Here is a 16,145-nt window from a genome sequence, read left to right on the forward strand (position 1 = left end):
ACAATTTTATTTTTCGAACAAAAAAAACCTCTGCGATCTGGCAGAGGTTCTATATCTATTTAAAAAAAAGTTACAATAGAGTCTCTGCGGATAGTTCCGGCATCTTACAAGACATCATATTGCAAACTGTAAATTTCATTTCTTTTTTTATTTTAACGAGGCAAATGTCTGAACTATTTTTTAATCAGCCAAACAAAAAGAGAAATATTTTCTATTACCCTATCAAAGTAGTATGTTAATGTTAAATTTCTGTCATAAAAAATAAAAAAAGTTGAACTTTAATTTGCAAATCAAAATGGTTTCATACCTTTGCACCCGAAACAGAGGAAAAATTTGAACTGATTGCAACCTCTTCATAATGAAACGGTTTCGTTATGAATGCTGAAAGATTAATTTCAGCAGTAAAAAATGCTAAAGCAGCAACTCTCCTTTAGCCCTTTTTAGCAATTATTTTTCCCGCTTAATTTTAAACTAATACATTATTATTACATTATTATGGCTTATTTATTTACGTCAGAATCTGTTAGTGAAGGGCATCCAGACAAAGTTGCAGATCAAATTTCGGATGCATTAATTGACAACTTTTTGGCATTTGACGCTGACTCAAAAGTAGCTTGTGAAACTTTAGTTACAACAGGTCAGGTTGTTTTAGCAGGTGAAGTAAAATCGAATACTTATTTAGATGTTCAGCAAATTGCACGCGAAGTAATCCGTAAAATTGGATATACTAAAAGTGAATATATGTTTGAAGCGAATTCATGCGGGATTCTTTCAGCAATTCACGAGCAATCTGCAGATATTAATCAAGGTGTTGACAGAGCTAAGCCAGAAGAGCAAGGTGCTGGTGACCAAGGGATGATGTTTGGTTACGCTACAAATGAAACTGAAAACTACATGCCATTGGCTCTTGATTTGTCTCATAAATTATTACAAGAATTAGCCATTTTAAGACGCGAAAATAAGGAAATCACTTATTTACGTCCAGATGCAAAATCTCAGGTTACTTTAGAATACAGCGACGATAACAAACCAACTCGTATTGATGCAATTGTTATCTCAACTCAACACGATGATTTTGATGAAGAAGCTGCGATGTTAGCTAAAATCAAAAAAGATATTGTTGAAATCTTGATTCCTAGAATTATTGCTAAGAACCCAGAGCATGCTCATTTATTCAACGATAAAATCAACTACCATATTAACCCAACAGGAAAATTTGTTATTGGAGGACCTCACGGAGATACTGGTTTAACAGGAAGAAAAATTATCGTGGATACTTACGGTGGAAAAGGTGCTCACGGTGGTGGTGCATTCTCTGGAAAAGACCCAAGTAAAGTAGATAGAAGTGCTGCCTATGCAACTCGTCATATCGCTAAAAACTTAGTGGCTGCTGGTGTTGCTGACGAAATCTTAGTTCAGGTTTCTTACGCAATTGGTGTTGCTGAGCCAATGGGAATTTTCATTGAAACGTACGGAACTTCTAAAGTAAACTTAACTAACGGTGAAATCGCTAAAAAGGTAGAAGCTATCTTTGATATGCGTCCTTACTTTATCGAACAACGTTTAAAATTAAGAAATCCTATTTATAGCGAAACTGCTGCTTACGGACACATGGGACGTAAACCAGAAACGGTTACTAAAACATTCTCTGCTCCAGGCGGAAACGAAAAAACAGTTACTGTTGAGTTATTTACATGGGAAAAACTTGATTTTGTTGACCAAGTAAAAGCTGCATTCGGATTGTAATTCAATCTGAATTTTAAATACTAAAAAAGGCTGTCTAAAATTTTAGACAGCCTTTTTTTATTACATACTAGAAATTTAATACGTTCCGTTCTGCATTTTATCTAAAACATCTTTAATATCCTTTGCCGTTTCTCCATCAACATCTGAATTTAAATATTTTACAGCAAGAGTTTCCGTTGCAATTGCTTTGTCTTTTTGCCCATCTTTATAATACAATTGTGCCAAAGTATCTAAATAATACGAATTGTTTTTTGTTATGGCCACACTATATTCTGACCAATTGATAGCATCTTTTAGGTAACTTTCATTTATGGGATTCGTTACGATAGACCATGCTGCATTATTACATAAATCTGAATTATAAATTTTAAATGAGTTCCAACCATCATAAGCAAAATTAGAACTTGAATTTAAGCCAGAAAACAAAGTATCTAATTTCTCAATAGGATTTGTTCCTGATAAATTTGAATCGAAAAAGGTTTTAAATTCTTTTAAGTACTTCGTATTAGAACCTTCTTTTTCTTCAGTTTGACTTAAATATGTAAAATAGTTTCTATAAGTATCGAAATTTGCTTTTCCCGAATCGATGATTTTTTTATAAGTCGAAATGATTTTTTGTTTGTTTATTTCACTAGAAATTCCGTTTTGAGAATCAGAACTATTTTGCTGTAATGCATTTGAAACTTCCGAAACAGCATTTCCTATATTATGAACTTCAATTTCTTGGCCATTAAATGAATCACGATTTTCTTCAATCTTATCTGAATGTTTTAATACGTAATCGATAGCAAGGAAATCAGTATCAGTAAGGGATTTATCTTTATTAAAAAGTCCTTTTGTAAAACCTTCATTCTGGATTTCTTTTATAATTGTTTCTACCAAATACATATCTGGTTTTGTATCTTTTTCGTGCGCTTCAATCAGTTTTTTCCAAGCTTGGGCTACTTCTTTTTGATCTAAGGGCGTTTTTGTAATTATAAAATCTGTTGAATTGACATCTTGCTTGTATGTAGAATCATAATTATAAGTGCCAGCCAATAAAGCCCCTTTGTTAAAAGCTCTGATTGAATCTTCATCATTTGCATTTTTGTTCTTTAAGGTTTTCTCAATAGAAACAAAAGCATCTGCACGCTGTAATCGTTTGTAAAGATCTCCATAATTATTGAACTGATCTTTCTGAGTTTTCAAGTCTGATTTTGCAATAGCAAGCTTATCTCCTTCTCTGTTTAAAATAATTACACTTGAATCATTGGTGATTTTATTAGTTTTCAACCATTTTTTATCTCCTTCCCCAGCTAAATAATAGTTATAAACATCATATGCTGAATTGTATGCATCATACATATAATAACCCGTATCTTCTTCTTGATCTTTTATAAAAGTATCAAAGCTTCCTTTGGCTGTCTTTTTACTGTCGTTATAAACTACTAAATATTTATTGTTTGATTCTTTGGTTGCTTTAAGGGCATTACTTAAATTATTCTCAATCTTTAATTTAAAATCGTAATGCGAATTACGAGTTACTGCACTATAAGCTGGCACCGCAGTAGTATCTATTGCAACATTTTTTGTGCTATCTATCGCAGTGCTGTAATAGTCAGAATTTTTACCTGGATATGTCCAATTAGTAACAGATTTTGTTTCAAGAGGAACTATTGTTTCATTTTTAACAGGTTGAGAATCTTTCTCGTTAATAAAAGCCAACGGGTATTGTCCTGATTGATCATAAATTTTTAACTCGTTTGTTTTTTTATCGAAAAATCCTGTAATATTTAAATCTTCTAAAATTGATAGATCGTAACTGATTGTTATTTCCGAAACATCTTTTGGCAATGCATATTTATATACATCGCTTTTTCCACTATAACTTTCATAAACCAGATACAGAATATCTGTTTTGTCTATTTCAAACTCTACATCTGCACTTTTCCAGTCAGGATCGTATTTTGCTCTAAGATCAGCTAATTTTTGATATTTGATTTCTTCATTTCCTTTTTGCGTACCAATGTAAAAAGAATAATAAGAAGGATCTAAAAACTTAATTTTAATATTTTTTGCTTTTTTATCGTTTTTAAACAAAAGATTAAAACGGCTCTCTGAAGATTGATTTTTGGCAAATAGCAACGAATCGCCTTTAATCTCGTATTTACCTGTATAATAAACCAGTTCGAATTTATTATCTTCTGATAAATTCAATTTTACTTTTTGCCCTTTATTGGTAGATAAATAGGTTCCTTTTTCAAGGCTTTTGGTTTGAGAATAGGAAATTGTTGTCAACGAAGAAAACAACAATAAACTCCATATAAAATTGCGCATGACTAATAATTATTTTTTTATAAGTTATATCTTGCAAAATTATTTTATTACTATTCAATTAAAGCCAAAAAAATCATAATTTGTAAATAAAATATTACAAAAAAAATCCAACAACTTATTAGTCGTTGGATTTTTATTTTTAAGATTATAAAATGCTAATAAGTACCGTTCTGCATTTTATTCAAAACTTCTTTTATTTCATTTGCAGTTGTTTCTTCAACATTTGAGTCTAAATATTTTACAGCAAGAGTCTGTGTTGCAATTGCTTTGTCTTTTTGCCCGTCTTTATAATACAGCTGTGCTAAAGTATCTAAATAATACGGATTGTTTTTAGTAACTACCAAACTATATTCTGACCATTTAATGGCATCTTTAATAAAGCTCGAATTTAGAGGTTTTTCAACCACTGTCCACGCAGCAGAATTACAGATATTTGAATGGTATTCTTTAAATGGACTCCATCCGTTATAGGCGTACTCCGAAGTTGGATCCAAGTCTGTATACATAGCGTCTAATTTTTCAATTGGACTTGGCGAAACTAATTTAGATTCGAAATAGGTTTTAAATTCTCTTAAATAAGTGGTGTTTGAGCCGTCTTTATCTTGAACCTGGCTTAAATATTCGAAATAATTTCGGTATGCTTCAAAATTCCCTTTCCCTGATGCAATTATGTTTTTATAAATCGAATTGATTTTCTCTTTATTTACATCACCCGAAATTCCATTTTGGCTGTTATAAACACTTTGTTGTAGAGCTGTAGAAATTTCTGAAATAGGATTACCCATAATAACATATGAATTATCACCTTTTGCTTGATTAAACGCTGCACGGCCTTCTTCAATTTTATCCGAATGTTTTAAAAGATAATCTATGGCAAGAAAATCAGTATCATTAAGCGTTTTATCTTGGTTAAAAAGCTGTTTTGTAAAACCTTGATTTTTGATTTCTCTTAAAATGGTTTCAGCCAGATACATATTGGGTTTTGTATCTTTTTGGTGCGCTTCAATTAGTTTTTTCCAAGCTTGAGCAACGTCTTTTTTATCTACACTTGCTTTTGTAACAATAAATTCAGTCGAATTAGCGTCTGGAGTATATTCAGAATCATAGTCATACGAACTTTCCAGTAAAGCGGCTTTGTTAAAAGCTCTAATTAAATCTTCGTCGTTTGCTTTTTTGTTTTTAAAGGTTTTATCAATAGAAACAAAAGCATCTGCACGCTGTAATCTTCTGTAAAGATCTCCATAATAACTAAACTGATATTGCTGTGTTGACAAATCAGATTTGGCGCTTCCCAATACATCACCGTTTGCATTTACCACAAATACACTTGGATCATTGGTAATTTTATTGTTTTTCAGCCATTTTTTGTCATCGTCTCCAGCGAAATAAAAATTATAAACATCATACTGCGGATTGTATTGATCATACATATTATATCCTGTTTGTGTTTCCTGATCTTTTACAAACTTATCAAAGCTTTCTTTGGCTGTTTTATTACTGTCTTTATAAACTACCAGATATTTATTGGTGCTTGATTCTTTGGTCGCTTTAAGTGCATTACTTAAGCTATTCTCTATTTTTAATTTAAAATCATAATTTGAAGCTGCCGGCGGAGCTACAGCATAGTCTGCAATTGCCGTGCTGTCTGCAGGAACAATGTCTGTATCGTAGTTATAATTTCCTAACGAATAATCTTCTTTGCCTACATAAGTCCAGTTTGGAACAGATTTGGTTTCAATAGGCGTAACGCCTACTTTTTTAACTGGCTGTGGATTTTTTTCATTAACAAAAACAAGTGGATTTTTTCCTGAAGGTTCAGAAATTTGCAATTCATTTTTTGATTTATCGAAAAAACCTGCCAATTTTAAATCAGTCACAGCACCCAATTCATAGCTGATTGTGATCTCAGAAACCTCTTTTGGCACTGCATATTTTGCAACAGTCGCAGGATTATAGTAATCTTCGTAAACCAGATAGATAAAATCTGCTTTATCAATTTCAAATTCTAAATCTGTTTTTTCCCAGTCAGGATCTTGTTTGGTTCTGATGTCAGAAAGTTTTTGATATTTTACGTCTTCAGTACCATTTTGAGTTCCAATGTAAAAGGAATAATAAGAAGGATCTAAAAACTTGATTTTTATGTTTTTTGCTTTTTTATCATTCTTATACGAAAGATTAAAATTGTTCTCTGACGATGGATTGTTTATAAAAACCAAAGAATCTCCTTTTATTTCGTAACTGCCAGTGTAAAAAACCAGTTCATATTTACTGTCATCTAATAAATTCAGCTTTATTTTTTGACCTTTGTTTACAGAAAGATAAGTTCCTTTTTCAAGGTTTTTAATTTGAGAATAGGAAACCGTTGTCAACGAAGAAAACAATACTAAACTCCATATAAAATTGCGCATGATTTAAATTTTGTAGTTAATAACTTCACAAAGATATTCTATTCTTCTATAAAACAAATCACTCTACATTATTAATATGTAGTTAAATTACTATAAATTATATTTCATTGAAAAGATGATGTAACGAGGCTGTACCGTATATTGAGAAACTCGAGTTGAAAACTGCGAAAAGCTGTCATCATTGAGATATCTTGTATTTAACAGATTGGTTGCCGAAACTTTATATTCCCATTTGCTGTTTTTCTTCTGATAGATTAAACTCGCACTTAAGAAATCGTATTCATTATTAACCGATTTATTTCCGTTGTAATAATGGTAGAATTCGTACTCTGAAACAAAAGAGAAACTATCCAGAAAATAGTAATCTAATCTGGCAAAAGGTTTGTCGGTATAAAATGTCGAACCGCTGTATTTATTCACCAAAAGATTGTAACCAAATTCAATATTGGGCAGGTTTTTATAATTAGTCGAAGCTCTTACCGTATAACTCTGTACAAAACTTTCGGTTGTTGCTAATTTATCATTTTGAATGTTGTTGAATTTTGACCAGTTTAAACTCGCACTTGCCGATGCTTTGTAATTTTTTAAGAAAGAACGTCCGTAGCTTCCCATTCCTGAAAAAGTTTCATCGGCTAAATTGGAATTGTATGGAGATGATGATTGATTAATTCCTGTAAAATCAGCTTGTGTTTTAATAGCATCTACTTTTTTAGTATACGTTGCATTGGCAAAAATGTTCTCAAAATTGAACATATTGTATTTAAAATAACGCAGCGAATGTACTTGCGATGTTGCATTTTCTAGGAAGCGATTTCCACGAAACAAACTGCTGTAATCCGATAAAACATAACCTGCCGCTAACTGATTGATATCGGTAAAATCGTTTGACAATGAAAAATTATAAGTCAATGTTTCTGATTTTTTAATTTGGTATAACGCAAAGAAATCAGGCAGTACTTTTACGAAATTCTGTGAATAATCCGATCCCAGCTGCGAATTGGTCATTTGATACGAATGCACGCTTACACCTGGCGTAAAAGTGAATTTTCCAGTCAGGATTTTGTAATGAAACCCAAGAAAAACATCATTAAAACTATAATCAACATCATTATTGTTTTCTGCTGTGTTTAAATCGTTTCGATTACCATTATCCAGCATCTGAAAAATATGCGAATTAAAGTTCTGATATGAATACGTATTTCCTAATGTAATATTGAAATTGCTTTTTGGTGTCACCATGTAATAATAATCCAGTTTAGCATCTACTTTATTCGTTTTTACAAATCGATCTTGATTAAGATCATTTCGGTTTTGTCCCGAAATATATCCTGATAAATCAAAAGGCTGCGATTTTAAATTAGCATTGTAAAATGGATTTTCATCTTGATATAAATGCTGCATTTCAAAAGCAAAAATGTTTTTATCGCTTTGTGTATAATACAAACTCAGATTTTGGTTTATTGAGGTTGGATTTTGTTTCTTTTCTGTCAAAATAGTTTCAAGAGCCGAAATATTATTCACAACCGATTCACGCAACAAATCTGTATCTTCATCCTGTTTTGATAATTTGGTCAAAATATCATAATCAAACTGAAGTTTTGTGTTCGGTTTGTAGGTTGAACTCAGCTTAAACAATCCTAGATTGTTTTTTTGATGGGTAAGTTCGTCTCTTTTCTGCTGATCTCCTGACTCTAAAATTGTAGTCTGTGATTTGGTTTCTAAATCGGTTTTTGAGGAAGAAAGAATCCCGAAACCGCTTAGAGTCCATTCTTTGGTTGGGGAATACGAAAAGTTGGTCGCGCCAAATTTTGTTTCGATTTCTTTTGCACGATTGTTTCGTAAGATGGAAATTCCGAGATCATTTGAAGAAACATTAAAACTGCTTCCTCCTTTTTTCATGAGATTTTTAAATCCTCCGGTAAATTTGAAATAGTCCTGAGCCGTAAGAGGCAGTTCGCCAATATTATTAAAATTCGTAATTAAATTAATACTGTATTTGGGACTGTAATAAAACAACTTTGGATTGATGATATACCGACTGTCCAATTCGGCAACGCCTATTCCAGCGGTTACATCTCCAAACCAAAAGTTCTTTTTACCTTCTTTTAGTTTAATATTCATCGCCACATTTTCCTGATCGTTCTCGAGTCCTTTTAAAGCGCTTACTTCATTAAAATTTCGTAAAACCTGAACTTTATCAATAGCATCTGCGGGAATATTTTTAACGCCTAATTTGGTATCTCCGTCAAAAAAATCTTTTCCTTCCACCATCAATTTGCTGACTTTTTTTCCTTCTACTTCAATCTCACCATCGGCATTCACCTCAACTCCCGGCAATTTTTTCAAAACGTCTTCCAGCTTTTTTTCAGTTCCTGATTTGAAAGAATCAGCATTATAAACGATTGTGTCTCCTTTTATGGAAACAGGCATTTCGCGGACAATTTCCACACCTGCAAGTTCGATTCCGGCACCATCCATTACAATATTCTGCGTCATGTTTTCGGCTTTGGTGACCACCGCAATTTCTTTAGATTTCATTCCCAAATAACTTACCTTAACCGTATACGAGGTGTTGGGTTTTAAAGTAAGCTGAAATTTTCCTTTATCATTCGTAATCCCATACGAATCCATTGCTTTTGTAGTGTTGTTTACAGCCATGATATTGGCCATTTCCAACGGATTCTTTTGTTCGTCCTGAATGAAACCATCAAAACGAACACTTTGAGAAAATGAAAAAGAGGTAATTAAAAAGGCGAAGAAAAAATATATTTTGTTCATTAAAAAAAGCTTAGAAATAGATAATAATTAGAAGACTATTTATCTTCCCATTGGCGGCGGTCCACCCGCACGTCCGCGGTTCATTTCTCTAAATTCTTCCATTTTTTTAATTACGGTTTCATCATAATCTTTCTGAGAAATTACTTTTCCTTTTTTAGACGGTTTTATTTCTACTTTATCTTTGGCATTCAAAACAATTTTAGAACATAAAATAGTAGTTCTTCCGTCATTCACTTCTAAAATTAATCCAGGAAGTCCCCAATAATTTTCAGGTCCTTGGTTTACGGGAACTTCTGGCGTATACCAAGCTGTAATTACGATTTCTTTTGGTATTTCGAAATTATCCTCAAAATTCGTTTTGGTTTCTCCTGAAGTTTTCTTGGCTTCATCCGTCTTTTTAGCCTCGTTGTTTTTAGGTCTGAAATTTCTAAAATCAGTTTTACTGGCTTGTTTTACAGCTGTTGCTTTGTAACAATTATAGCCTCCAATCTGTTTGGTTTCCTGTTCCAGTTTCCAATCTAGTTTTGGCAGGGAATCAACTACCAAAAATTCTTTCCCCATAAATTCTTTATCAACGGTATAGGTTTTGTTTTTTACATCTTTATAAAATGTACCTCCACCACCCATCATAGAGCTCATCATCATACGCATACCGCCGTTTCCTTGTCCCGGAGTTTCAAGTTTTTCTTCTTCTTTGTATATTGAAGCTGATTTGTCAAAATTCAAAATGAACGTTTTCTCAAGCATCTGCTTCATTCGTTCTTCGATATTTTTCTGCATTTCAGGTGTAATATCGCGGTTTCCGGCTCTCATGCCTTCAAATTTAGGCGGCTGAGTTTTGGTCTCGTAAACGGCCATTCCTTGAAAATCTTTTTGTGCTTGTACTTGACTGAAAGCCAATACTAAAAGTAAATATGATAGTTTTTTCATCTTTTGTGGGTTTAAAAAGTTGTAAAGTTCATTAAAACTTACAATCAAATTTATTACTAATTTTAAAATACTGAAAGTTAAATATATCAATTCCAAAATGGCATCGACAAAATCACATTTTTGTAAGACTATTGTAATTTATAAAGGTTAAATGCTAAAATTGAGTAAATCCGTCATTTTAAAACCTACTTATGTCTAGTTTTTGTACTTTGGCTCTTTGAAATTGCATCATTATGAGTAAAACAATGCGTCTAGTTATTTTATTGTTGTTTAGTGCGTGTTCGTTCTCTTCGATTTTGGGCCAGAACCAAAAAATTACTCCTATTCTTGTTTCAAAATTTACGGCTGATGTTGATAAATTCATTGGTTATGATTCATTTGGTTATTCCTATCAAATCAAAAACAATGTTTTTAGTAAAATAAAAGGTAATGAAGTTTTTGAATATAAGAATGTTTCTTTGGGAAATATTACAAAAGTTGACATTCAGAATCCGCTTAAAATTGTGCTTTTTTATGAAGATTTCAACAGTTGTGTTTTATTAGACAACCAGCTGAATAAAATGACGGAAATTAATTTCTCTCAAAATCCTGTTCCAATTGTCGCAAGTGCAGTGGGAATGTCTACTCAAAACCAGCTTTGGGTTTACAATACTTTAAACCAGCAGATCGGACTTTTTGATTATTTAAAAAATGAATACAAAACCGTTTCAATTCCGCTTACAGAAGTAATTAAATATTACCAAACCGACTTTAATACGTTCTATTTGATTGATAAAAAAAACAATTGGTTTTCATGTAATATCTTTGGCAAAATTTCGAGTTTGGGAACTGTTTCTGATTTCGAAAAAATGGAAATAATTGATACTCAAAAATACGTTTTCAACAAGGACAATTCCTTGTTTTTCAAGGATATGAGTAACGGAGATTCTAACCGTGTTTTTGAAATTGAAATTTTAGAAAAATCGTTCGACAAATTCTATTACAAAGACCAAATTTTATCTATTTTTACAGCCAAACAAATTGTAAATTATAAAATCGTAATACCGTAATGCACATAGCAATAGCAGGAAATATAGGCGCAGGAAAAACAACTTTAACCAAATTATTAGCCAAACATTTTAAGTGGGAACCGCACTATGAAGATGTAGTTGATAATCCGTATTTAGACGATTTTTACCACCAGATGGAACGCTGGTCTTTTAATTTACAAATTTACTTCTTGAACAGTCGTTTTCGCCAAGTGCAGCAAATTCGCGAAAGCGGAAAGAAAATCATTCAGGACAGAACAATTTATGAAGATGCACACATTTTCGCTCCCAATTTATATGCAATGGGATTAATGACAAGCCGTGATTTTGAAAACTATACTTCTTTGTTTGAATTGATGGAATCGCTGGTAAAAGCTCCAGATTTATTGATTTATTTAAGAAGTTCTATTCCAAATTTAGTGGGACAGATTCACAAACGCGGACGCGAATATGAAAACTCTATTTCTATCGATTATTTAAGCCGTTTGAACGAAAGATATGAAGCATGGATTCAAACGTATACTAAAGGAAGGTTATTGATTATTGATGTTGACAATATTAATTTTGTCGATAACCCCGAAGATTTAGGAAATATCATTAATCGAATTGATGCTGAATTAAACGGGTTGTTTTAATCTGAAATAGTTTAATTTATAAAAAGAGAGGCTGCCTAAAAAATTAGACAGCCTCTCTTTTTTATGATATTTAATTGATTTTTTGAAATGTAATATAGTCTTCACCCCAGTTACTACCTCCATACTTTAACACTGTACCTGCTCCATTAACACACCATGCATTTCCTGCCCAGTAATAATAGATCTTATTAGCGCCACTAGTATTATTAATAATTACAGTTCCCATATTCATTGCATAATAACTACTTGGTGGCAATAAACCACTTATAAGTGAATTTGTAGAAATAATATCTGTACTACTAACATACGAAGTAGAGGTATCACTAAAGCCAGAACGTATCCACCAACTTTCATTTGAGCCTGTTGCAGCTAATGTTCCAGACGACTTAGTAGCTAACATATTTATACTTACCAGCCATTTGCCTGGTGGCAAAGTAATCGTTGTACCTGTATAAATATATGCTCCATAAGGAACAAGATCAGCACCGGCACCTAATTTTGCAAAACCTAATGTAACCGCTGAAGCATCAATTTGCGATATTTTACGCAAATTACCATTACTGTCTACTGTTACAACATTATCCGTTAGAGTTCCTGTATCCATTGTACGAACTCTTGCATAACCATTTACATCCATAGTTGCCGTTGGCGCATTGGTATTTATTCCTATTTTTCCTGTACCAATAGTATTGTTAACAGCAGTACCAAATAAGGTATTGCCAATGTTCATTTCATTACTTGCTGTTGGCGAACTTACATTAGCTGTAGTTCCAGAACCTATTATAATATTGTTTCCACCTGTTGTAATGTTACTGCCAGAGTTATATCCAAAAGCTACATTTCCACTGCCTGAAGTGTTACCTGATAAAGCTAAATACCCCATAGCTGTATTAAACGATCCGTCGGTATTAGCAGCCAACGTCGAAGTTCCGAAAGCTGTATTTGCTGTACCTGTCGAAACAGGATTGAGAGCATTGTAACCAAAAGAAGTTGTTGCAGTAGATACCTTACCTGCATTTGTATTGTTAATTTTAAATTGAAGAGGCTGATTATCTGTAGTCCCTAAAAAGTTAACCGAGGAATTTGTGCCTGCATTTCCTAACAAATTCCAATCTGTTGCCGTTAATGAAGAAGCACTAACTTTTCTTAAAATATTATTTGAATCTACTACTAAAATATTATCTGTAGCAGAACCAGTGATTAATCCCTCTATTGCTAAAGTAAAATCACTAGTAGTATTTAAAACAGAAGGTTTTGTTAAAGCACCACCTAACTGCACATAGCCATTATTAGCTTCCAATCCGTTATTAACATACGGGTTAATCTGTATTTTTTCTCCATAAGGACTTACTACCGTTTTTGTCTGCGCGATCATAAATCCACCCTGCATTAATAACAGCATACACATTATTTTTTTCATTTCTTAATTTTAAAATTTCTATACTATTTTGGCTTTTACTATTTCTTTATACTGTAAAAATATTTTAAATAATAAGGCTCCAATAGCCACAAGAAGTTTTTAAAATAACACTTTAGGACATTTAACGTAAATGCAAAAAAAATAATTAAGCTATCTTTTACTACTTTAAATACTTCCTATTTTGAGCATATGAACTAAAAAAATCATAAAAAAAGCCTCTAAAACAATTTAGAGGCTTTTTGTTTTAAGAAACTTTGTCAAAGTTTAAACTCTGACAAAGTTATTATTTTGCGGTTTCAACTTTTGCTAAAACTTCTTCTTCAGTTCCTTCAAAAACTTCTGTTGTGGTTTTGCCATCAACTGTTTTAGTCACGGTTCCAGTTGTTTTGCCGTTGATGTTTTTAACCTCAACACGAACCGATTCACTTTCTGAATGAGCATATTTTCCGTTTGCATCAAAATGAGCCAGACATTTAGCAGTTTCTTCTGCTGAACATCCTTTTTCTTTACATATTTTAATACATTCTTCTTTTGTCATTCCCGACATATCGCCACATTTCGAGATTCCCGCATGCATTTCTGTTTTAGCACAGCAAGAAGCTTTTCCTGCAATATCTGTTGGTGTGTGTCCTTCTCCTAAAATTGGAGCAATTACTAATCCTATTAAACAAGTTAATTTGATTAAAATATTCATGGAAGGCCCAGAAGTATCTTTAAACGGATCTCCAACTGTATCTCCAGTTACAGCAGCTTTGTGTGCATCTGAACCTTTGTACGTCATTTCACCGTTGATCATCACTCCTGCTTCAAAAGATTTTTTAGCATTATCCCAAGCACCTCCGGCATTGTTTTGAAAAACTGCCCAAAGTACCCCAGACACAGTAACTCCAGCCATATATCCTCCTAACATTTCAGCAATTAATTGATTGTTGTCTGAATACACTAATTTGCCTAAAAGCACAATTGCAATTGGAAAACCAATGGTTAAAACTCCCGGAAGCATCATTTCGCGTAAAGCGGCTTTTGTAGAAATTTCAACACATTTTCCATATTCTGGTTTTCCTGTTCCTTCCATAATTCCGGCAATTTCTTTAAACTGACGTCGGACTTCGTACACCATATCCATTGCGGCTTTTCCAACTGAATTCATAGCCAAAGCTGAGAAAACAACTGGAATCATTCCGCCGACAAATAGCATCGCTAAAACGGGCGCTTTAAAAATATTGATTCCGTCAATTCCGGTAAAAGTTACATAGGCGGCAAATAAAGCCAATGAAGTTAATGCCGCAGAAGCAATAGCAAATCCTTTTCCGGTAGCTGCTGTTGTATTTCCTACTGAGTCTAAAATATCGGTTCTAGTACGAACTTCTTTTGGTAATTCGCTCATTTCTGCGATTCCTCCAGCATTATCAGAAATTGGCCCGAAAGCATCGATAGCTAATTGCATAGCTGTTGTGGCCATCATAGCAGAAGCCGCTAAAGCTACTCCATAAAATCCTGCTAAAACATACGAAATCCAGATTGCGATTGCGAATAACAAAACAGTTGGAAACGTAGAAATCATTCCTGTCGCTAAACCTGCAATTACGTTTGTTCCGGCACCTGTTGATGATTTTTGAACGATTGCTAAAACTGGTTTTGTTCCTAATCCGGTATAATATTCTGTTACAGATGAAATGGCACCGCCCACAACTAATCCAACCAATGTCGCATAAAAAACACGCATTGACGAAATGGCTTTAGAACCTTCTCCGAAGAAAGTCATCTGCATTGTTTCTGGTAACATGTGCTGAACCAAGAAAAAACAAGCCACAGCTGTTAAAACAATAGAAACCCAGTTTCCTATATTTAATGCTTTCTGAACTTGTGCTTCTTTGGCATTATCATCTGATATTTTTACTAATGTTGTTCCAATAATGGAGAATAGGATTCCGAAACCGGCAATTGCCATTGGAAGTAAAATGGGTCCAATTCCGCCAAAAGCATCATTAATACTTCCGCCCATATCTTTTATCACATAATTTCCAAGAACCATAGCTGCTAGAACAGTTGCCACATAAGAACCAAATAAATCGGCTCCCATACCAGCAACGTCTCCTACGTTATCTCCTACGTTATCTGCAATTGTTGCTGGATTACGAGGATCATCTTCTGGAATTCCTGCTTCAACTTTACCAACTAAATCGGCACCAACATCGGCTGCTTTAGTGTAAATTCCGCCTCCAACACGTGCAAACAAAGCAATAGACTCTGCACCAAGTGAAAACCCTGCAAGAGTTTCCAACACAACAGTCATGGTATCTGTATCTTTCCAAACTCCGTCTGAAAATAAATTAAAGAAAATAATAAAAAAAGCAGTTAATCCTAAAACGGCTAATCCTGCTACTCCAAGTCCCATTACAGTTCCTCCGCCAAAAGAAACTTTTAAGGCCTGCGGCAAACTTGTACGTGCTGCCTGAGTAGTTCTAACGTTTGTTTTAGTGGCTATTTTCATTCCGATATTTCCAGCATAAGCCGAAAATAAAGCTCCAAAAATGAATGCTATTACGATTAATAAATGAGTTTTTACACCTGGAATAAAAGTAATTCCTGCAAGTGCCAAACTCGCAATAATTACGAAGATGGTTAATAGTTTATATTCGGCTTTTAGAAAGGCTAAGGCTCCTTCATAGATGTAATCTGAAATCTCTTTCATTTTACCATCACCGGCATCTTGTTTTAAAACCCAACTCCTTTTAATTCCCATGAAAAGTAATCCTAAAACTGCCATAACAATTGGCAGGTAAATCATAAATGCATTCATAATATTTTAATGGTTATGGTTAATAGTAAATAAACTGACTATAACGAATTTAAACAAAAAAGCAATACTCCTGACGGGGTA

9 protein-coding genes are annotated in these 16,145 nt (G+C 33.3%); 3 read left to right on the forward strand and 6 right to left on the reverse strand.

Annotated features, from left to right (window positions below):
• Positions 1-495: 495 nt before the first annotated feature.
• On the forward strand, positions 496-1,746 hold the full coding sequence (gene metK / locus P2W75_RS02550) for a methionine adenosyltransferase (protein WP_276378789.1): 1,251 nt from the start codon (positions 496-498) through the stop codon (positions 1,744-1,746).
• Between the two features lie 75 nt (positions 1,747-1,821).
• On the opposite strand, the gene P2W75_RS02555 is transcribed toward metK, so the two are convergent.
• The 4 genes from P2W75_RS02555 to P2W75_RS02570 form a co-directional block, all read right to left on the reverse strand.
• Positions 1,822-4,062: a hypothetical protein gene (locus tag P2W75_RS02555; protein ID WP_276378790.1), complete on the reverse strand. Its 2,241-nt coding sequence runs from the start codon at positions 4,060-4,062 to the stop codon at positions 1,822-1,824.
• A 155-nt stretch (positions 4,063-4,217) separates the two neighbouring features.
• Positions 4,218-6,470 carry a hypothetical protein gene (locus tag P2W75_RS02560; protein WP_276378791.1) on the reverse strand — a complete coding sequence of 751 codons (2,253 nt, stop codon included), beginning with the start codon at positions 6,468-6,470 and terminating at the stop codon, positions 4,218-4,220.
• Positions 6,471-6,560: 90 nt separating this feature from the next.
• Positions 6,561-9,248, reverse strand: coding sequence for a carboxypeptidase-like regulatory domain-containing protein (locus P2W75_RS02565; protein WP_276378792.1), 2,688 nt, complete (start codon positions 9,246-9,248; stop codon positions 6,561-6,563).
• A 39-nt stretch (positions 9,249-9,287) separates the two neighbouring features.
• Complete coding sequence (locus tag P2W75_RS02570; RefSeq protein WP_276378793.1) at positions 9,288-10,178, reverse strand: GLPGLI family protein; 891 nt, start codon at positions 10,176-10,178, stop codon at positions 9,288-9,290.
• A 233-nt stretch (positions 10,179-10,411) separates the two neighbouring features.
• Here P2W75_RS02570 and P2W75_RS02575 point away from each other — a divergent pair, with 233 nt between their 5' ends.
• Together P2W75_RS02575 and P2W75_RS02580 are read left to right on the forward strand one after the other, a co-directional pair.
• Entirely contained in the window at positions 10,412-11,227 is an 816-nt protein-coding gene (locus P2W75_RS02575) for a hypothetical protein (protein WP_276378794.1), read from the forward strand.
• A complete protein-coding gene (locus P2W75_RS02580; protein ID WP_207297978.1) occupies positions 11,227-11,841 on the forward strand; it encodes a deoxynucleoside kinase in 615 nt (204 codons plus the stop codon). Before P2W75_RS02575 ends, P2W75_RS02580 begins: the two co-directional genes overlap by 1 nt.
• A 70-nt stretch (positions 11,842-11,911) precedes the next feature.
• Here P2W75_RS02580 and P2W75_RS02585 read toward each other — a convergent pair whose 3' ends face one another.
• Both P2W75_RS02585 and P2W75_RS02590 read right to left on the reverse strand, forming a co-directional pair.
• Positions 11,912-13,261 carry a hypothetical protein gene (locus tag P2W75_RS02585; protein WP_276378795.1) on the reverse strand — a complete coding sequence of 450 codons (1,350 nt, stop codon included), beginning with the start codon at positions 13,259-13,261 and terminating at the stop codon, positions 11,912-11,914.
• Between the two features lie 283 nt (positions 13,262-13,544).
• Positions 13,545-16,064: a sodium-translocating pyrophosphatase gene (locus tag P2W75_RS02590; protein ID WP_276378796.1), complete on the reverse strand. Its 2,520-nt coding sequence runs from the start codon at positions 16,062-16,064 to the stop codon at positions 13,545-13,547.
• Between the last annotated feature and the right edge of the window lie 81 nt (positions 16,065-16,145).

The sequence above is a fragment of the Flavobacterium sp. H4147 genome (assembly GCF_029360735.1).
Lineage (GTDB): Bacteria > Bacteroidota > Bacteroidia > Flavobacteriales > Flavobacteriaceae > Flavobacterium > Flavobacterium endoglycinae.

Bases quoted from the DNA above. Each gene is read 5' to 3' on its own strand.
- P2W75_RS02590 (WP_276378796.1), bottom strand. From the start codon at position 16,064: ATGAATGCATTTATGATTTACCTGCCAATTGTTATGGCAGTTTTAGGA.
- P2W75_RS02580 (WP_207297978.1), top strand. From the start codon at position 11,227: ATGCACATAGCAATAGCAGGAAATATAGGCGCAGGAAAAACAACTTTA.
- P2W75_RS02555 (WP_276378790.1), bottom strand. From the start codon at position 4,062: ATGCGCAATTTTATATGGAGTTTATTGTTGTTTTCTTCGTTGACAACA.
- P2W75_RS02575 (WP_276378794.1), top strand. From the start codon at position 10,412: ATGAGTAAAACAATGCGTCTAGTTATTTTATTGTTGTTTAGTGCGTGT.
- P2W75_RS02585 (WP_276378795.1), bottom strand. From the start codon at position 13,261: ATGAAAAAAATAATGTGTATGCTGTTATTAATGCAGGGTGGATTTATG.
- P2W75_RS02565 (WP_276378792.1), bottom strand. From the start codon at position 9,248: ATGAACAAAATATATTTTTTCTTCGCCTTTTTAATTACCTCTTTTTCA.
- metK (WP_276378789.1), top strand. From the start codon at position 496: ATGGCTTATTTATTTACGTCAGAATCTGTTAGTGAAGGGCATCCAGAC.
- P2W75_RS02570 (WP_276378793.1), bottom strand. From the start codon at position 10,178: ATGAAAAAACTATCATATTTACTTTTAGTATTGGCTTTCAGTCAAGTA.
- P2W75_RS02560 (WP_276378791.1), bottom strand. From the start codon at position 6,470: ATGCGCAATTTTATATGGAGTTTAGTATTGTTTTCTTCGTTGACAACG.